Origin of the sequence: Haemophilus sp. Marseille-P9675 (genome assembly GCF_916862695.1) — a bacterium.
Classification (GTDB): domain Bacteria; phylum Pseudomonadota; class Gammaproteobacteria; order Enterobacterales; family Pasteurellaceae; genus Haemophilus; species Haemophilus haemolyticus_K.
This window is the reverse complement of sequence record NZ_CAKASP010000001.1, coordinates 96410-114585: the sequence shown is the minus strand read 5'-3', so window position 1 is coordinate 114585 and position 18176 is coordinate 96410. Positions and strand designations below refer to the sequence as shown.

Annotated in this window: 17 protein-coding genes; 13 read left to right on the top strand and 4 right to left on the bottom strand. The window is 37.7% G+C overall.

Going from position 1 to position 18176, the window contains the following annotated elements; translation table 11 throughout:
* Positions 1 to 6 precede the first annotated feature (6 nt).
* Positions 7 to 2838, bottom strand: coding sequence for an excinuclease ABC subunit UvrA (gene uvrA / locus LIX50_RS00565; RefSeq protein ID WP_226385850.1), 2832 nt, complete (start codon positions 2836 to 2838; stop codon positions 7 to 9).
* Between the two features lie 152 nt (positions 2839 to 2990).
* Between uvrA and LIX50_RS00560 the strand changes: the two genes are divergently transcribed.
* The gene (locus LIX50_RS00560; RefSeq protein ID WP_048954191.1) at positions 2991 to 3497 is read left to right on the top strand and encodes a single-stranded DNA-binding protein; all 507 of its coding nucleotides are present in this window, start codon (positions 2991 to 2993) and stop codon (positions 3495 to 3497) included.
* Here the strand turns inward: LIX50_RS00560 and LIX50_RS00555 are convergent, their stop codons facing one another.
* On the bottom strand, positions 3498 to 3668 hold the full coding sequence (locus tag LIX50_RS00555; protein WP_193388689.1) for a hypothetical protein: 171 nt from the start codon (positions 3666 to 3668) through the stop codon (positions 3498 to 3500).
* A gap of 28 nt (positions 3669 to 3696) precedes the next feature.
* Here LIX50_RS00555 and pyrG point away from each other — a divergent pair, with 28 nt between their 5' ends.
* From pyrG to LIX50_RS00495, 12 genes are all read left to right on the top strand, one after another.
* On the top strand, positions 3697 to 5334 hold the full coding sequence (pyrG, locus tag LIX50_RS00550) for a glutamine hydrolyzing CTP synthase (RefSeq protein ID WP_005636432.1): 1638 nt from the start codon (positions 3697 to 3699) through the stop codon (positions 5332 to 5334).
* Between the two features lie 190 nt (positions 5335 to 5524).
* On the top strand, positions 5525 to 6835 hold the full coding sequence (eno, locus tag LIX50_RS00545; RefSeq protein ID WP_005635098.1) for a phosphopyruvate hydratase: 1311 nt from the start codon (positions 5525 to 5527) through the stop codon (positions 6833 to 6835).
* A gap of 71 nt (positions 6836 to 6906) precedes the next feature.
* The gene (locus LIX50_RS00540) at positions 6907 to 7545 is read left to right on the top strand and encodes an NUDIX hydrolase N-terminal domain-containing protein (protein ID WP_048954192.1); all 639 of its coding nucleotides are present in this window, start codon (positions 6907 to 6909) and stop codon (positions 7543 to 7545) included.
* Positions 7546 to 7553: 8 nt separating this feature from the next.
* A complete protein-coding gene (locus LIX50_RS00535; RefSeq protein WP_048954193.1) occupies positions 7554 to 7973 on the top strand; it encodes a DUF2251 domain-containing protein in 420 nt (139 codons plus the stop codon).
* 12 nt (positions 7974 to 7985) lie between these two features.
* Positions 7986 to 8567: a hypothetical protein gene (locus tag LIX50_RS00530; RefSeq protein WP_048954194.1), complete on the top strand. Its 582-nt coding sequence runs from the start codon at positions 7986 to 7988 to the stop codon at positions 8565 to 8567.
* Complete coding sequence (locus LIX50_RS00525) at positions 8568 to 9749, top strand: glutathionylspermidine synthase family protein (RefSeq protein ID WP_048954195.1); 1182 nt, start codon at positions 8568 to 8570, stop codon at positions 9747 to 9749. It abuts the gene before it with no gap.
* Positions 9750 to 10035: 286 nt separating this feature from the next.
* A complete protein-coding gene (gene focA, locus LIX50_RS00520) occupies positions 10036 to 10890 on the top strand; it encodes a formate transporter FocA (RefSeq protein ID WP_048954196.1) in 855 nt (284 codons plus the stop codon).
* 41 nt (positions 10891 to 10931) lie between these two features.
* Complete coding sequence (gene pflB, locus LIX50_RS00515; RefSeq protein WP_048954197.1) at positions 10932 to 13244, top strand: formate C-acetyltransferase; 2313 nt, start codon at positions 10932 to 10934, stop codon at positions 13242 to 13244.
* An 80-nt stretch (positions 13245 to 13324) separates the two neighbouring features.
* A complete protein-coding gene (locus tag LIX50_RS00510; RefSeq protein WP_005636456.1) occupies positions 13325 to 13615 on the top strand; it encodes a putative quinol monooxygenase in 291 nt (96 codons plus the stop codon).
* Positions 13616 to 13827: 212 nt separating this feature from the next.
* Positions 13828 to 14709, top strand: a complete 882-nt coding sequence (locus LIX50_RS00505; RefSeq protein ID WP_048954198.1) for a hypothetical protein — start codon at positions 13828 to 13830, stop codon at positions 14707 to 14709.
* Between the two features lie 13 nt (positions 14710 to 14722).
* Positions 14723 to 15463 carry a pyruvate formate lyase 1-activating protein gene (gene pflA, locus LIX50_RS00500; RefSeq protein ID WP_048954199.1) on the top strand — a complete coding sequence of 247 codons (741 nt, stop codon included), beginning with the start codon at positions 14723 to 14725 and terminating at the stop codon, positions 15461 to 15463.
* A 31-nt stretch (positions 15464 to 15494) separates the two neighbouring features.
* Positions 15495 to 15989, top strand: coding sequence for a surface-adhesin E family protein (locus LIX50_RS00495; RefSeq protein WP_048954200.1), 495 nt, complete (start codon positions 15495 to 15497; stop codon positions 15987 to 15989).
* Positions 15990 to 16062: 73 nt separating this feature from the next.
* Here the strand turns inward: LIX50_RS00495 and LIX50_RS00490 are convergent, their stop codons facing one another.
* Together LIX50_RS00490 and thrC are read right to left on the bottom strand one after the other, a co-directional pair.
* Positions 16063 to 16779, bottom strand: coding sequence for a DUF554 domain-containing protein (locus LIX50_RS00490; protein WP_048954201.1), 717 nt, complete (start codon positions 16777 to 16779; stop codon positions 16063 to 16065).
* 87 nt (positions 16780 to 16866) lie between these two features.
* On the bottom strand, positions 16867 to 18141 hold the full coding sequence (gene thrC / locus LIX50_RS00485) for a threonine synthase (RefSeq protein WP_048954202.1): 1275 nt from the start codon (positions 18139 to 18141) through the stop codon (positions 16867 to 16869).
* Positions 18142 to 18176 lie beyond the last annotated feature (35 nt).

The following is an 18176-nucleotide window of genomic DNA, read 5'->3' as shown; positions in this document are numbered from 1 at the left end:
ATTTTCTTAACGTTTTTCCAAAATTGGTTTAAGGAATCTGGCAGTATGAGATCCTTCGACTTTAGCAACTTCTTCAGGCGTGCCTGTAGCAATAATTTGTCCGCCACCGCTTCCCCCTTCAGGGCCAAGATCGACAATCCAGTCTGCCGTTTTAATCACATCAAGATTGTGTTCAATGACGACAATAGTATTTCCTTGAGCGCGTAATCGATGCAGTACTTCAAGTAATTGCTTAATGTCAGCAAAATGCAAACCCGTCGTCGGCTCATCTAGAATATACAAGGTTTTACCTGTATCACGTTTAGAAAGCTCTGTCGCTAGCTTAACGCGCTGCGCTTCACCGCCTGAAAGTGTTGTGGAAGACTGACCTAATCGAATATAGGATAATCCCACATCCATCAATGTTTGTAATTTTCTTGCAATCATTGGAATCGCATCAAAAAACTCGCGAGCCTCTTCCACCGTCATATCTAAAACTTGATGAATCGTTTTACCTTTATAACGAATTTCTAAGGTTTCGCGGTTATAGCGTTTACCTTTACATTGGTCGCAAGGGACATAAACATCGGGTAAAAAGTGCATTTCAACTTTGAGTACACCATCGCCCTGACAAGCTTCACAGCGTCCACCACGTACATTAAAGCTAAAACGCCCTGGATTATAACCACGCGCACGCGCTTCTGGCACTCCTGCAAAAAGTTCACGAATCGGAGTAAATAAACCTGTATAAGTGGCTGGATTTGAACGTGGCGTACGTCCAATCGGGCTTTGGTTAATATCAATAACTTTATCGAAATGTTCTAATCCATCGATAGATTGATAAGGTGCATAATCGGTTTTTTCAGCTCTATTTAATGCATTTTGCGCAAGTGGAAATAAAGTGTCATTAATGAGTGTTGATTTTCCTGAGCCTGATACACCAGTTACGCAAGTAAACAAGCCAACGGGAATATCTAAATTTACATTTTTTAAATTATTGCCTGATGCCCCTTTAAGTTTTAGCCATTTTTTCTTATCAAGTGCAGTGCGTTTTTTAGGAATTTCGATTTTATCTGCGCCCGATAAGAATTTTCCTGTGATGGAATTTGGATTCAGCATAATTTCATCAGCATTTCCTTGCGCAATAACTTGCCCGCCATGCACGCCTGCTCCAGGACCGATATCAATAATATGGTCAGCTGCACGAATCGCGTCTTCATCGTGTTCCACGACAATTACCGTATTACCAAGATTACGCAGATGAATTAATGTGTTAAGTAAGCGTTCATTATCACGTTGGTGCAAGCCAATAGAAGGTTCATCTAATACATACATCACACCAACAAGCCCCGCACCAATTTGGCTAGCAAGGCGAATACGTTGTGCTTCACCGCCTGAAAGAGTTTCAGCAGAACGAGAAAGAGAAAGATAATTCAAGCCAACATTGACTAAAAACTGCAAACGCTCGCGAATTTCTTTAAGAATTTTTTCCGCAATTTGCGCTTTTTGACCAGTGAGAGAAAGTGCAGTGAAAAATTCGAGCGTTTCACCAATACTTTTTTCCGCGATCATCGGTAAATTCGTTTTTTCGATATACACATTACGCGCTTCTGGTCGTAAACGAGATCCGCCACAGTCTGCACAAGGGCGATTGCTAATATTTTTCGCTAATTCTTCTCGCACCGACATTGATTCTGTTTCTTTATATCGGCGAGCCATATTATTCAAAATACCTTCAAAAGGATGCTTGCGAATAACCACATCGCCACGATCATTCATATATTGGAATTCAATTTCCTCTTTACCTGAACCATGCATAATGATGTGTTGAATTTTCTTTGGCAAAGATTCATAGGGCGCTTCAACATCAAAATTATAATGTTTCGCCAATGAGGTGAGCATTTGATAATAATAAAAATTACGACGATCCCAACCTTTCACCGCACCACCAGCAAGGGAAATAGTTGGATTTTGTACCACTCGCTCTTCATCAAAATATTGTTGCATACCCAAACCATCACAAGTAGGGCACGCTCCGGCTGGATTATTAAAGGAAAATAAACGAGGTTCTAATTCTGGCACAGAATAACCGCAATGCGGACAAGCAAAATTTGCCGAAAAAACTAATTCTTCCGCTTTCGGATTATCCATATCTGCCACAATCGCGGTGCCACCTGAAAGCTCTAATGCGGTTTCAAAAGACTCAGCTAAACGTGTTGCTAAATCTGACCGCACTTTAAAGCGATCCACCACTACTTCAATAGTATGTTTTTTCTGTAACTCTAATTTTGGTGGATCAGATAAATCGCAAATTTCGCCATCAATACGCGCACGAATGTAACCTTGTGCAGCAATATTTTCTAAAATCTTAACGTGTTCGCCTTTTCGATTTTTGACAACTGACGCAAGTAACATCATCTTGCTGTCTTCTGGCAAACTTAATACCTTGTCCACCATTTGACTAATCGTTTGTGCCGTTAATGGAACATCATGATCTGGACAACGCGGTTCACCTACTCGAGCAAACAATAAACGTAAATAATCATAAATTTCCGTAATTGTTCCCACCGTAGAACGTGGATTGTGTGAGGTAGATTTTTGTTCAATCGAAATTGCAGGCGAAAGTCCCTCAATAGAATCCACATCAGGCTTTTCCATTAAAGATAAAAACTGACGTGCATACGCCGAAAGAGATTCAACATAGCGGCGCTGCCCTTCTGCATAAAGTGTATCAAACGCTAAAGAAGATTTTCCCGAACCTGAAAGCCCTGTGATAACCACAAGTTTATTGCGTGGAATAGTTAAATTAATATTTTTCAGGTTATGGGTTCTAGCCCCGCGAATATCGATATTTTCCATAAAATAACTCAAAAGGATGAAATAAGTTTAAATTCTGCGATCATTATCGCATATTTTAACATCTGTGCAAATATCCAGTTAAAATATATAGATCTTTTGAAAAATTTCAGGCAAAATAACCGCACTTTTTAAGATAAAAAATGAGGTTTTTTATGGCTGGAGTTAATAAAGTCATTATTGTGGGTCATCTAGGCAATGATCCTGAAATTCGTACCATGCCAAATGGCGATGCTGTAGCAAATATTAGCGTAGCGACTAGTGAAAGCTGGAATGACCGCAATACTGGCGAGCGCCGTGAAGTAACGGAATGGCACCGCATTGTATTCTATCGTCGTCAAGCGGAGATTTGTGGTGAATATTTGCGTAAAGGCTCCCAAGTTTATGTGGAAGGTCGTCTAAAAACGCGTAAATGGCAAGATCAAAATGGCCAAGATCGTTACACCACAGAAATTCAAGGTGATGTAATGCAAATGCTTGGTGCGCGTAATCAAAACGCAGGTGGCTACCCTAGTGATATGGGATCTGCACCACAACCATCTTACCAAGCTCGTCAAACTAACAATGGTGGTAGTTACCAATCATCTCGTCCAGCACCACAACAAGCTGTACCACAGGCTGAGCCACCAATGGATGGATTTGATGACGATATCCCATTTTAATTAAAATAATTTGAAAACCATCTTTTGATGGTTTTCTTTTTTCTCTGGGTTTTCATTGAGATAATTTTCTAAATCAGGTAAACTACCGTCCCGTCTTTGATAGCTAGTTATCTTCGATTTTTGACCGCACTTTTGGTTGATTTTGTCTGTAAGATGATTAGCTATAATCATTTATATCCCAATACAGATTAGGTTCCCTATGGCTACAAATTATATTTTCGTCACTGGCGGTGTGGTTTCATCGTTAGGTAAAGGCATTGCGGCAGCATCATTGGCGGCAATTTTAGAAGCTCGTGGTTTAAATGTAACCATTATGAAATTAGATCCATATATTAATGTGGATCCAGGTACGATGAGCCCAACCCAACATGGGGAAGTTTTCGTCACTCAAGATGGTGCAGAAACAGATTTAGATTTAGGTCACTATGAGCGTTTTATTCGCACGAAAATGACTAAACGTAATAACTTCACCACAGGCAAAATTTATTCTGAAGTATTACGTAAAGAGCGTCGTGGCGATTATCTTGGTGCAACAATTCAGGTGATTCCACATATTACCAATGAAATTAAAGATCGCGTTATTGCTGGCGCTCAAGGTCACGATGTTGTGATTGTTGAAGTGGGCGGCACTGTTGGGGATATTGAATCACTTCCATTCTTAGAAGCATTACGTCAATTAGCCGTTCAAGTTGGTCGTGAACACACGTTATTTATGCACTTAACTTTAGTGCCTTATATTCCAACTGCGGGTGAAGTAAAAACTAAACCAACTCAACATTCTGTAAAAGAATTGCTTTCTATTGGTATTCAACCTGATGTGTTGATTTGTCGTTCAGATCGTATGATTCCGCCAAATGAGCGTGCGAAAATTGCTTTATTCTGTAACGTTCCAGAACGCGCAGTCATTTCATTAAAAGATGTAAATTCGATTTATCAAATTCCCGCATTATTAAAATCTCAAGGTTTAGATGATTTTGTCTGTGAACGTTTCCGTTTAACTTGCCCTGAAGCGGATCTGTCTGAATGGGAGCAAGTGCTTTACAAACAAGCCAATCCAGTGGGTGAAGTGACCATTGGGATGGTGGGTAAATATACTGAGTTACCCGATGCCTATAAATCTGTAAATGAAGCATTGAAACATGCAGGTTTAACGAACCGTTTAAGCGTTAACATTAAATATATTGATTCCCAAGATGTTGAAACCAAAGGTGTTGAAGTATTAAAAGGCATTGATGGCATTCTTGTTCCTGGTGGATTCGGTTATCGTGGTGTGGAAGGTAAAATTCGTACCGCACAATATGCACGTGAAAACAAAATTCCTTACTTGGGCATTTGCTTAGGTATGCAGATCGCGTTGATTGAATATGCACGTAATGTAGCAGGTTTAACTAAAGCCAACTCGTCTGAGTTTGATAAAGATTGTGAACAACCTGTGGTTGCATTAATCACGGAATGGCAAGATGCGGATGGTAATACAGAAGTGCGTACCGATGAATCAGATCTTGGTGGAACAATGCGTTTAGGCGCACAACAATGTCATTTAGTGTCAGGCAGCCGTGCTCGTGAGCTTTATGGCAAAGAAACCATTGAAGAACGTCATCGTCATCGCTATGAAGTGAACAATACCTTACTTCCACAAATTGAAAAAGCAGGATTGAAAGTAACGGGTTTATCTGCAGATAAAAAATTGGTAGAAATTATCGAAGTGCCAAATCATCCTTGGTTTGTCGCTTGCCAATTCCATCCAGAATTTACTTCTACGCCTCGTGATGGTCATCCGTTGTTTGCAGGCTTTGTAAAAGCAGCCTATGAAAATCACAAACAATCAGTGAAGTAATGGATTAAATTAGAGTAAAAAGAGCGGTGAGAAATGACAAATTTTTTCACCGATCTTTTATTTTGTAAAAATAGATAAAGATCAAAGCATACGCATTTTTTACAAGACAAAATCTCAAAATAGCTTTATTATATCGCCTGTTTTAGGCTCGCCTAACCCGTTTTAATTAACTTAATTGAGGAAAATAAAAATGGCAAAAATTGTTAAAGTGATTGGTCGCGAAATCATCGACTCACGCGGTAATCCAACTGTTGAAGCTGAAGTCCATCTTGAAGGTGGTTTTGTTGGTTTAGCTGCGGCTCCATCCGGTGCATCAACTGGTTCTCGCGAAGCATTAGAATTACGCGATGGTGACAAATCTCGTTTCTTAGGTAAAGGCGTATTAAAAGCTGTAGCAGCAGTAAATGGTCCAATTGCTGAAGCAATTCTTGGTAAAGATGCGTCTAACCAAGCTGAAATCGACCAAATCATGATCGATTTAGACGGAACCGAAAACAAATCTAACTTTGGTGCAAATGCAATCTTAGCGGTATCTTTAGCAAACGCAAAAGCAGCTGCAGCATCTAAAGGTTTACCACTTTACGCTTACATCGCAGAACTTAACGGCACTCCAGGTGTTTACTCTATGCCATTACCAATGATGAACATCATCAACGGTGGTGAGCACGCAGATAACAACGTTGATATCCAAGAATTCATGATTCAACCAGTTGGTGCAAAAACGTTACGTGAAGCACTTCGCATCGGTGCAGAAGTGTTCCACAACCTTGCGAAAGTATTAAAATCTAAAGGCATGAGCACTGCTGTTGGTGATGAAGGTGGTTTTGCACCTAACTTAGCCTCTAACGCTGACGCTTTAGCATGTATCAAAGAAGCAGTAGAAAAAGCAGGTTACGTATTAGGTAAAGACGTGACTTTAGCGATGGACTGCGCATCTTCCGAGTTCTACAATAAAGAAACTGGCAAATACGAAATGAAAGGCGAAGGTCGTTCATTCACTTCTCAAGAGTTCACACACTATCTTGAAGAATTAACTAAACAATACCCAATCGTGTCTATCGAAGATGGTCAAGATGAATCTGACTGGGAAGGTTTTGCATACCAAACTAAAGTGTTAGGCGACCGCGTTCAATTAGTGGGCGATGACTTATTCGTCACTAACACCAAAATCTTAAAAGAAGGCATCGAAAAAGGTATCGCAAACTCTATCTTAATCAAATTCAACCAAATCGGTTCTTTAACTGAAACTTTAGCTGCAATCAAAATGGCTAAAGATGCAGGTTACACAGCGGTTATCTCTCACCGTTCTGGCGAAACTGAAGATGCGACTATCGCTGATTTAGCGGTGGGTACAGCAGCAGGTCAAATCAAAACTGGTTCTATGAGCCGTTCTGACCGTATTGCGAAATACAACCAATTAATCCGTATCGAAGAAGCATTAGAACGCGCAGGTACTCCAGCAGCGTTTCCTGGCTTAAAAGCGGTTAAAGGTCAAGCGTAATTCACGCTGAATTTACTGTAAAATCTCACCGCACTTTGTATAAAAGTGCGGTGTTTTTTTAGGGAGTTTTTATGAATACTCAATCTGATTCACTGCTTACTGAACCTTGGTTATCTTGGGCGATTGAAATTCAAAGTATTGCACAAAGTGGCTTGGCTTATTGTAAAAATATTTATGATATAGAACGCTATGAGCGACTTCGAGATTTAGCAGCTGAAATGATTAGCCATAAAATGGCAATACCAAAAGAAACGGTTAAAAATCTTTTTTGTAATGAGGATGGATACCAAACTCCCAAAATAGATACTCGGGCAGCGATTTTTCAAGACGATAAAATTTTGTTAGTGCTAGAAAATGATGGACTTTGGTCATTGCCTGGGGGATGGGTTGATGTATTGGAGACGCTTCATAGTAATACAGTAAAAGAGGTGTATGAGGAAGCAGGGCTTGATGTGAAGCCAACTTTTATTATTGCGATTCACGACCAACATAAGCATAACTATCCACCTTTGGCTCATCGTGTACAGAAGGCTTTTATTATGTGTGAAAGATTGTCAGGTGAATTTAAGAAGAACAGTGAAACGTTGGAGTCTGCTTATTTTTCCTTGGATAAACTTCCACCAATGAATGATGCAAAAAATACGAAAGCTCAAGTAGAGCTTTGTTTTCAAGCATATAATAGTCGCCATTGGATTACACAATTTGATTAGGAAAGATTATGTTACATTTAACTTTAGAGGATGAACTCTTTTTAGGAACGCCAAAGCAAGTGGGAACGCATTCTACGGTATTTGAGCATTTTGCTGTAATGTTTGAAGATGACGGTGAAACGGGCTATTTTTATGCACTTGATATGCGTCAAAATGCTCAACCGATAGTGGATATGTTGCATGTGTATAATGTTGATTCAACCTCTAATCCTCATGAAGCACGCAAACTTGAAATTTGTTGGGATGAGAGTGGTTATTTAGCATTGTTGCTTATTAATGGTTATCCTCATGCCGTATTTGATTTTGCTCGTTTAGTCGGCTATAACAGCAATAAATATCCACAACCAGATTTAATGAGTATGTGGACTCGTGAAGAAATTACCAATAAACAGGCCGAGCAATGGCTAGGCGTGAAAACCATTCGATAAAAATTGAGAACAATGAAAAAGAAAAATCAGATTTTAGTTAGTTTATCTATTGTGGCCTTATTAGGAGGCTGTTCAGAAGAACAAGTACAACGTGATGTGTATCAGTCTTTAGATGATTGTTTAGCGGATTGGAAAAAAATTGAGCTTTGTGAGGTAGATAAAAATACCGAGAGTACTCAGAAAACTGAAACCACACCACAACAGGGGCTTGGTTTAAATATTCGTGATAATGGTAATGAAGAAAGTGCGGTAAAAAATCCAGCTGAAAATAATGCACAAGCGAATCAAAGCGAGAACAATGTCGAATCGACTGCAAAAGCTGAAAGTACCGATCCTTCTTTAGGGGCCGCGATTGCTGGTGGAGTTATGGGGTATATGGCGGCTCGTGCAATTAGTAGTTTCCTTGGCCCAAGTTATCATCCCGGAAATCGCGCTGTCACCACGCCAACAGGGCAAGTTGTGCAACCGCAAACAAATCGTTCTGTTGGAAAACCAATGCTTGTGAAAGGAAATGCAGGAAGCATGAATAGTAAACCTGTATCTCGTGGTGGTTTTAGTAGCCCAAATAATACTAATCGTAGCAGTGGGGGCTAAATGAAACGTGTAACAGGGTTTCCTACTCGTCCAGATATGGTGCAACAGCTACTTAATGTTGGATTTGATTACTATAACTTGCCTTCCAGTGATGGATCTCATTATTGGTCTGATAATGTCGCCTATGAATTTACCTTAGCGGAAATTGATCGCATTGAGGATACAACTAATGAATTACATTCAATGTGTTTAGATTTTGCGGCGGATGAAATTAAAAAAGGCGATTATGAAAATTACCGTTTTACGGAGTTGCAAAAACAGCTTATTGAAGCCTCTTGGCGTAATCAAGATCCTTATTTATATGGACGCTTTGATTTTGGCTATGATGGTGAAAACCTAAAAATGTTTGAATATAACGCCGATACGCCAACATCCTTGTTGGAGGCTGCGGTTGTTCAATGGCAGTGGTTGGAGCAAATTGAGGGCTTGAAACATCGGGATCAATTTAACTGGATTCATGAAGAATTAATAAAACATTTCCAATTTTTGAAACAACAAAGTGGCAAAACCGATTTCCATTTGAGTGCTATGCAAGATGCTGGCCGTGAAGATTGGGGCAATGTGGATTATTTAGCTGATGTGGCTTATAACGCTGGTTGGAATATTCATCAATTAGCGGTAGAGGATATTGGCTATAACAGCGAAACAAAAAAATTTGTAGATTTAAATGATCAGCCTATTGAAATGTTATTTAAATTGTATCCGCTAGAATGGTTAAGCCACGCTGAGTTTGCTCGTCATATTACAACGGCTGAAACACGATTTATTGAGCCTGCGTGGAAAATGCTGTTAAGTAATAAAGCACTATTGGCAAAACTTTGGGCGCGTTATCCTAATCATCCGAATTTATTGCCTGCTTATTTTACGCCCTTCGAATTACCAAAAGATTTATCAATGTGGGTGAAAAAACCGTTGTTAGGTCGAGAAGGTGCCAATGTATTCTATTATGAGAAAAACCATGGCGTAGAATTTGCAGCGAAAGGAAGCGAACACTCTGCGTTTTATACTAATTCAGGTTATGTTTATCAACAAAAATTTGAATTGCCGAGTTTTGATGGAATGTATCCAATTATCGGCTCTTGGGTTGTGGGTGATGTGGCTTGCGGTATGGGATTACGCGAAGATTTTACTGCAGTGACGGGGAATGATAGCCATTTTATACCTCATTATTTTGTACCTTAATGTGTCCTGAGTATTGCTAAAATAACTAGAAAACAAACCGCACTTTTGTCTTTTTTGATAAAAGTGCGGTTATTTTTTTACCTAAAAACTATTACTAAAGAGTTATGGTTATTTTATCTGAAAAAATCTTGCAAAATATCAAATTTTGTTAGAATAAATCGTAGCATTTCTTTGAAATGAAAAATTAAAAGAGTAAAATGTCCCTGGTAGTAGAAGTATTTGAAGTTGTAAACATATTAGAAGTATTAAATTTTCATCAATTTTTTTTAATATTTGGAGTTTGATTATGGCATCAGAAATTCAAAAACTGTCTTCTGTTGCGCTCACACCTGTTGAAGCAACGGATTGTGCAGAAAGTACAGCTACTTATAAAGCAAATAAACGTCCATTTTTATCGTTTATGTCTGGCATTAGTGCTGGAGCTTGTATTGCTTTAGCTTTTGTATTTTACACGACAACACAAGCTGCTAGTGCCGGAGCACCTTGGGGACTGACCAAATTAGTGGGTGGGTTAGTATTCTCATTAGGTGTGATTATGGTGGTGATATTAGGATCTGAATTATTCACCTCTTCTACTTTAACCTTAGTTGCCCGTGTTGGTGGTAAGATAACCACAGCGCAAATGATCCGAAATTGGATTGTCGTATATTTAGGTAACTTTGTGGGCGGCTTATTTATTGCTGCAGTGATTTGGTTTGGGGGACAAACCATGGCAGCAAATGGCCAATGGGGTTTAACAATTCTTGCAACCGCCCAACATAAAATTCATCACACGTGGTTTGAAGCATTTAATCTAGGTATTTTATGCAACATTATGGTGTGTGTGGCGATTTGGATGTCTTATTCTGGTAAGACTGTTACAGACAAAGCTTTTATTATGATTATGCCGATTGGTTTGTTTGTTGCGTCAGGATTTGAACACTGTGTGGCTAATATGTTTATGATTCCGATGGGAATTATTACTGCACATTTTAGTACTCCTGAATTTTGGCAACAAATCGGCGTTGATCCGATGAAATACGCAGATTTAGATTTGTATCATTTCATTGTGAAGAATTTAATTCCCGTAACGTTGGGAAATATTGTCGGCGGGGCAATTTGCATGGGTGTATTCCAACGTTATTTAACCAAAACGCATTAAAGATTTATTTACTTATTTATTAATTAACAAAGGAAATGACTATGTCAGAACTTAATGAAGCGCAAAAATTAGCGTGGGCTGGTTTTACTGGTGGTGATTGGCAAGAAAATGTCAATGTACGTGACTTTATCCAAAAAAACTACACCCCATATGAAGGTGATGATTCTTTCTTAGCAGGTCCAACTGAAGCGACAACAAAACTTTGGGAGGCTGTAATGGAAGGAATCAAAGTTGAAAACCGCACACATGCGCCATTAGACTTTGACGAGCATACGCCTTCAACAATTACTTCTCACGCACCAGGTTATATTAACAAAGACTTAGAAAAAATCGTTGGTCTTCAAACTGATGAGCCTTTAAAACGTGCCATTATGCCATTTGGTGGTATCAAAATGGTGGAAGGGTCATGCAAAATTTACGGTCGAGAATTAGATCCTGAAGTGAAAAAAATCTTTACTGAATACCGTAAAACCCACAACCAAGGTGTATTCGATGTTTATACGCCAGATATTTTACGTTGCCGTAAATCTGGTGTATTAACTGGTCTTCCAGATGCTTATGGTCGTGGCCGTATCATCGGTGACTACCGTCGTGTAGCACTTTATGGTGTTGACTTCTTAATGAAAGATAAATACGCACAATTCTCTTCTTTACAAAAAGATTTAGAGGATGGCATAAATCTTGAAGCAACAATTCGTTTACGTGAAGAAATCGCAGAACAACACCGTGCATTAGGCCAATTAAAACAAATGGCTGCAAGCTATGGTTATGATATTTCTAACCCAGCGACTAATGCTCAAGAAGCCATTCAATGGATGTACTTTGCTTATCTTGCTGCAATCAAATCACAAAATGGTGCGGCAATGTCATTCGGTCGCACTGCAACCTTTATCGATATCTATATCGAACGTGATTTACAAGCAGGTAAAATTACTGAAACTGAAGCGCAAGAATTAGTTGACCACTTAGTCATGAAACTCCGTATGGTTCGTTTCTTACGTACACCTGAATACGATCAATTATTCTCAGGTGACCCAATGTGGGCAACTGAAACCATCGCAGGTATGGGGTTAGACGGTCGTACATTAGTAACCAAAAATACATTCCGTATTTTACACACTCTTTACAACATGGGTACTTCTCCAGAACCAAACTTAACTATTCTTTGGTCTGAACAATTACCTGAAAACTTCAAACGTTTCTGTGCGAAAGTATCGATTGATACCTCATCAGTTCAATACGAAAACGATGATTTAATGCGTCCAGACTTCAACAATGATGACTACGCAATCGCATGTTGTGTATCACCAATGGTTGTGGGCAAACAAATGCAATTCTTCGGTGCACGTGCAAACTTAGCGAAAACATTGTTATACGCAATCAACGGCGGTATCGATGAAAAATTAGGTATGCAAGTAGGTCCGAAAACTGCACCAATTACTGATGAAGTATTAGATTTCGATACAGTCATGACCCGTATGGATAGCTTTATGGATTGGTTGGCAAAACAATATGTGACTGCCTTAAACGTAATCCACTATATGCACGATAAATATTCATACGAAGCAGCATTAATGGCATTACATGACCGTGATGTATACCGTACCATGGCTTGTGGTATCGCAGGTCTTTCTGTTGCGGCTGACTCACTTTCAGCAATCAAATATGCGAAAGTTAAACCAGTTCGTGGCGACATCAAAGATAAAGATGGCAATGTTGTTGCAACTAACGTAGCAATCGACTTTGAAATCGAAGGTGAATATCCACAATATGGTAACAACGATAACCGTGTTGATGACATCGCTTGTGACTTAGTTGAACGTTTCATGAAGAAAATTCAAAAACTTAAAACTTACCGCAATGCAGTGCCTACACAATCTGTATTAACCATTACTTCTAACGTGGTTTATGGTAAGAAAACTGGTAACACCCCAGATGGTCGTCGTGCTGGTGCGCCATTCGGACCAGGTGCAAACCCAATGCACGGTCGTGACCAAAAAGGTGCGGTAGCATCATTAACTTCTGTAGCTAAACTTCCATTTGCTTACGCGAAAGATGGTATTTCTTATACCTTCTCAATCGTACCAAATGCGTTAGGTAAAGATGCCGAAGCACAACGCCGTAATCTTGCTGGCTTAATGGATGGTTACTTCCACCACGAAGCAACAGTTGAAGGTGGTCAACACTTAAATGTGAATGTGTTAAACCGTGAAATGTTGTTAGACGCAATGGAAAATCCGGATAAATATCCACAATTGACTATCCGTGTATCTGGTTACGCAGTACGTTTCAACTCTTTAACTAAAGAGCAACAACAAGACGTCGTAACTCGTACATTTACTGAGTCTTTCTAAGTAAATAAAATTATGTTTTAATATAAACCACTCACAGAATAGTTTTGTGAGTGGTTTATTTTTATATAGGAGAGCAAATTATGCTAACAGTTATTGCCCAATTTTCAGTAAAAGCGGACAAAATTAATGATTTTCTAACTCAATGCCAAGAATTAATTAAGCATACTCGTCAAGAAACAGGATGCGTATCTTATGAATTACAACAAAATAGCGAGCAGGCTAATCATTATGTTTTTATTGAGCAATGGAAAAGCAAAGCCGATTTAGAACAACATTTTGCAACGCCACACTTTACCTCAATTGTACCTGTATTGGTCGAGTATTGTGAACAAGCGCCAGTGGTGCAAACCTTTCAAAAAGTCAGCGAATAATGACCGCACTTTGATAAATATATTTTAATTATGAGCCTGATTTAAATCAGGCTCATTTTTTATAGACCAAATCTTTGGTAAAATTTAGCTATATCTAATTTTAGGAAATCTATGTATGTCAGTTCTTGGAAGAATTCACTCTTTTGAATCTTGTGGTATGGTAAGTGATTTGAGGATTTTCATTATTTTGTTTTTATTAAGGGCAATATAAAGTGATATTGGGTATTATAGTATTCTTTGCTTTGCTTAGTTTGTGGATGCATGATTATGGTTCTCAAAATTTAGAAAAATTACTATGTATATTGAGAAAAAGGCCATCCTCATTTATTCCTTTCTTAATACTAATACTTACACTATTCTGGTATGAGTATAGGTTTCATCTTCCTTATATTAGTTCATTATTATTTATTCCACATGAGCTAAATATTAGCAATGAAATTCTAGATATATTGACTCCTGCAATATTATTGTTTTTATCATCCTTTTATATTTTTCAGGTTTTACTGGTTAAGGTAAGGAGATTTGGTGAGAAAATTAATTTAAATAAAAATATTTCATTATTAAATAAACTAATAACAATTCTTGTTGCTGTTGTTTTTTTTCCTATGGTAAAGTCTTTTGTTGGGGCTAGTATAAATACAACAATTATTGGTATTGTAGGGTATTCCTCTGAGTATTTCCCTTATTTTCAAAATGTAGTGCTCTCTATTTGTTTGATTCTTCAGTTTGTGTTTATTATTTTTTTAATGAATATTTTATTTATATATTCTTACTTTATTATTTTAAAAAAATATTTTTTTAGTTTGTTTCGTTTATTAAGTTTTTTTATATTTTTGGCAATTTTAGGTAACAATATATATTTAACTTGGATTGTCTTTGACCGAATACAATTCATTTTGTCTGAAAATGGAGATAGCAAAGAAATTAGGGAGCTTCTATTGGTTACCTCATATAATGAAATACCAAATAGGTGTAATTTATTATTAGATAGTTATGGAAAAAAAGAAAATGCATTATTGGCTTTTATAGATAAAGATTCTGTTTCTCTTTATATAATAAAAGAAAACAAATTTATTAATGAGTCATGTAGATAATATTGGAGATGTCATGTCTGTTTTAGGAAGAATTCACTCTTTTGAATCTTGTGGCACTGTAGATGGGCCAGGTATTCGTTTTATTTTATTTATGCAAGGCTGCTTGATGCGCTGTAAATATTGCCACAATCGTGATACTTGGGATCTTGAAGGTGGTAAAGAAATCAGTGTCGAAGATTTAATGAAAGAAGTTGTGACTTATCGCCATTTTATGAATGCTACTGGCGGTGGTGTTACGGCATCTGGCGGTGAGGCTGTGCTACAAGCAGAGTTTGTGCGTGATTGGTTCCGGGCTTGTAAAGCGGAAGGGATTAATACTTGCTTAGATACAAATGGTTTTGTACGTCATTATGATCATATTATTGATGAATTATTAGATGTAACGGATCTTGTTTTACTCGATTTAAAAGAGCTTAATGATCAAGTTCATCAAAATCTTATTGGAGTACCAAATAAACGTACCCTTGAATTTGCAAAATATTTGCAAAAACGTCATCAACGTACATGGATTCGTTATGTTGTTGTTCCTGGTTATACTGATAGCGATCACGACGTGCATTTATTAGGTCAATTTATTGAAGGTATGACCAATATTGAAAAAGTTGAACTTCTTCCTTACCATCGATTAGGTGCGCATAAATGGAAAACCCTTGGGTTAGATTATGAGCTTGAAGATGTATTACCGCCAACCAAAGAATCATTAGAGCATATTAAAACAATCCTAGAAGCTTATGGGCACACTGTAAAATTTTAGAATGAATGTCAGCTAACATAAGGAGTAAATAATGAAAAAACTGATTTTAATATTATCATTTGGGTTACTTAGCGCTTGTTCTATTCATCCTAAACAAAATCCAATACAACAAGATGTAAAACTCGCAACACCAATAGAAATTAGAAATGGCTATATTCGTCTAGTGAAAGATATAAATTACTATATCGATACTAGTTCAATTTGGGTTGATAATGAAGAACCTCAAATTGTCCATTTTGATGCAGTGATTAACTTAGATAAAGGTTTATTTGTTTATCCAGAAACTAAACGTTATGCCCGTTCTGTTCGACAATATAAAATATTAAATTGCCAAAACTATCACTTAACCCAAGTCCGTACTGACTTCTACGATGAATTTTGGGGCGAAGGCGTACGTGCAGCCCCTAAAAAGCAAAAAAAACATACTTTACGCCTAATGCCTGATACTACACTTTATAATGCTGCACAAATTATTTGTGTAAATTATGGTAGAGAAATATCTGAAATAAAATCAACTAAAAAATAGAAATAAAAAATAGAAATAAAAAATAGAAATAAAAAATAGCTATAAATAAATTTATAGCTATTTTTCTTCTCTATTAAAAGAAACTTTGCCAAAGATAAGAAATCGGCATTGCTAAAAAAAGTGCCGGTAGCATATTTGCTACGTGGAACATTTGAATATTGCAAATTCGAAAACCTGTAGCAATCATCAACACTCCACCTACAGCGCCAAAATCAGCACGCATTTCAGGTGTGACAAAAGGGATAATAAATACTGCTGAATATGCCAAAATAGATTGTAATAAGGTTTGTGGGATAAAAGTTGTTGTCACCGCATAACCTAATGTTGTTGCAAAAATCATTGCAGTGAAAAAGTCCAAGAAAGATTTTACGATTAAGATGCTTGGGTCCCCTGTCATGCCTTCATTCATTGCACCAAAGATTCCAGTTCCACTAAAAGAAGCAAGAATCACAAGAGCCACAAATTTTCCTAAAAATTCATCATGACTAATCCCTTTAGGGGCTGAAGGAAATACCCGTTCTACTAGACTTTTAGCATAGCTAGCCAATTTATTAATACCATTTTCAAGCAAGATGATTTCACCAATAATTGTTCCAATCAGTATAGATAAAACCATTGCTGGCATACTTTCTACTTTAGAAAGCATTACTATTCCCATACACATTGAACACAAACCAAAAATTAATGTTAAATTAACTCGTAATCGTTCTGGTAATTTTCCACCAATCATTGCACCGATTAATGTGCCAGTAATAATTGCTGCCGCATTAATATAAGGCCCCACTATCATTATACTTCCCCTATTTTTCAAAAATAAAATAGCGCTTAAATATCAAGCGCTATCTTTAACATCTCAATTAAAATTTACCGCACTTTATTACTTCAATAAGTAAGCCCGTAGTTGTGCAAAATCATTATCCATTTCATCAGAAAGCAATGGTAGCTGATTATGTTTATCCAGTGCTTCAGGTAATGAAAGCTGAATACCAAGAATACGTTCTACGGATTCTTTAAATTTCGCAGGATGCGCTGTACACAGAAAGATTCCTGTTTCACCTGCTTTAAGTTGATCTTTCAACACTTGGTAAGCTATCGCACCGTGCGGTTCACATAAATAACCTTTTGCCTGCATCGCTTTTAAGGTATCTTCTGTTTCACTATCACTTAGCATTCCGGAACCTAAATCACTTAGATTCCAGCCATTTCGTTTAAACAATTCTTCCACTCTCGGCCAATTATTTGGGCGACTTACATCCATTGCATTAGAAAGGGTTGCAACTGTCGTTTTAGGATCCCAATTTCCCGATTTCAAATAACGTGGCACTGTATCATTTGCGTTTGTTGAGGCAACAAAGCGTTTTATTGGCAAGCCTAATGTTTTTGCAATTAATCCTGCAGTTAAGTTACCAAAATTACCACTTGGCACAGAAACCACAACATTATCACGTTTTTCTTTTGGCAACTGTGCTACAGCCTCAAAGTAGTAACAAACTTGAGCTAATAAGCGGCTGATATTAATAGAATTTGCAGAGTTAAGTCCGATAGCTTGGCGCAATTCACCATCATCAAAGGCTTGCTTAACCAAAGCCTGACACGCATCAAAATCACCGTTAATCGCAACAGTACGAATATTCCCACCTAAAGTACAGAATAGCTTTTCTTGTAATGGGCTGATTTTGCCTTTTGGATAAAGGATAACTACATTAATATTTTCTAATCCATAAAATGCATGTGCTACAGCGGCTCCGGTATCGCCAGACGTAGCCGTTAGAATGGTGATTTTTCCATCACCACGAACTGCTGCAAGTGCCTGAGCCATAAAACGGCCACCAAAGTCTTTAAATGCTAATGTAGGCCCATGAAATAATTCAAGTGCATAAATATTATCTTCCACTTTTTCTAACGGTGCGGTGAAAGTGAATGCATTTTTTACCATCTCATCTAACGTTGCTTTCGGTAATTCTTCACCAATTAATGCACCTAGAATTTTTTGGCTACGCTCCACAAGAGGCAATTCAAGTAATTCATCAATGTTATTAAGTTGAGGAATAACTTCAGGAAAGAATAAACCTTGATCCCGACCAAGTCCTTGACGAACAGCCTGAGAAAAAGTGACTTGTTCTTCGGGATGTTTGATATTGTATAAATTCATATTTAATCCGTTTTTAATTTAATTTTATCTATTTA

Coding starts and splice junctions, on each gene's coding strand:
- pyrG (WP_005636432.1), top strand. CDS start 3,697: ATGGCTACAAATTATATTTTCGTCACTGGCGGTGTGGTTTCATCGTTA.
- LIX50_RS00535 (WP_048954193.1), top strand. CDS start 7,554: ATGTTACATTTAACTTTAGAGGATGAACTCTTTTTAGGAACGCCAAAG.
- LIX50_RS00490 (WP_048954201.1), bottom strand. CDS start 16,779: ATGATAGTGGGGCCTTATATTAATGCGGCAGCAATTATTACTGGCACA.
- LIX50_RS00540 (WP_048954192.1), top strand. CDS start 6,907: ATGAATACTCAATCTGATTCACTGCTTACTGAACCTTGGTTATCTTGG.
- focA (WP_048954196.1), top strand. CDS start 10,036: ATGGCATCAGAAATTCAAAAACTGTCTTCTGTTGCGCTCACACCTGTT.
- uvrA (WP_226385850.1), bottom strand. CDS start 2,838: ATGGAAAATATCGATATTCGCGGGGCTAGAACCCATAACCTGAAAAAT.
- LIX50_RS00510 (WP_005636456.1), top strand. CDS start 13,325: ATGCTAACAGTTATTGCCCAATTTTCAGTAAAAGCGGACAAAATTAAT.
- LIX50_RS00530 (WP_048954194.1), top strand. CDS start 7,986: ATGAAAAAGAAAAATCAGATTTTAGTTAGTTTATCTATTGTGGCCTTA.
- eno (WP_005635098.1), top strand. CDS start 5,525: ATGGCAAAAATTGTTAAAGTGATTGGTCGCGAAATCATCGACTCACGC.
- LIX50_RS00525 (WP_048954195.1), top strand. CDS start 8,568: ATGAAACGTGTAACAGGGTTTCCTACTCGTCCAGATATGGTGCAACAG.
- LIX50_RS00495 (WP_048954200.1), top strand. CDS start 15,495: ATGAAAAAACTGATTTTAATATTATCATTTGGGTTACTTAGCGCTTGT.
- pflB (WP_048954197.1), top strand. CDS start 10,932: ATGTCAGAACTTAATGAAGCGCAAAAATTAGCGTGGGCTGGTTTTACT.
- LIX50_RS00555 (WP_193388689.1), bottom strand. CDS start 3,668: ATGATTATAGCTAATCATCTTACAGACAAAATCAACCAAAAGTGCGGT.
- thrC (WP_048954202.1), bottom strand. CDS start 18,141: ATGAATTTATACAATATCAAACATCCCGAAGAACAAGTCACTTTTTCT.
- LIX50_RS00560 (WP_048954191.1), top strand. CDS start 2,991: ATGGCTGGAGTTAATAAAGTCATTATTGTGGGTCATCTAGGCAATGAT.
- pflA (WP_048954199.1), top strand. CDS start 14,723: ATGTCTGTTTTAGGAAGAATTCACTCTTTTGAATCTTGTGGCACTGTA.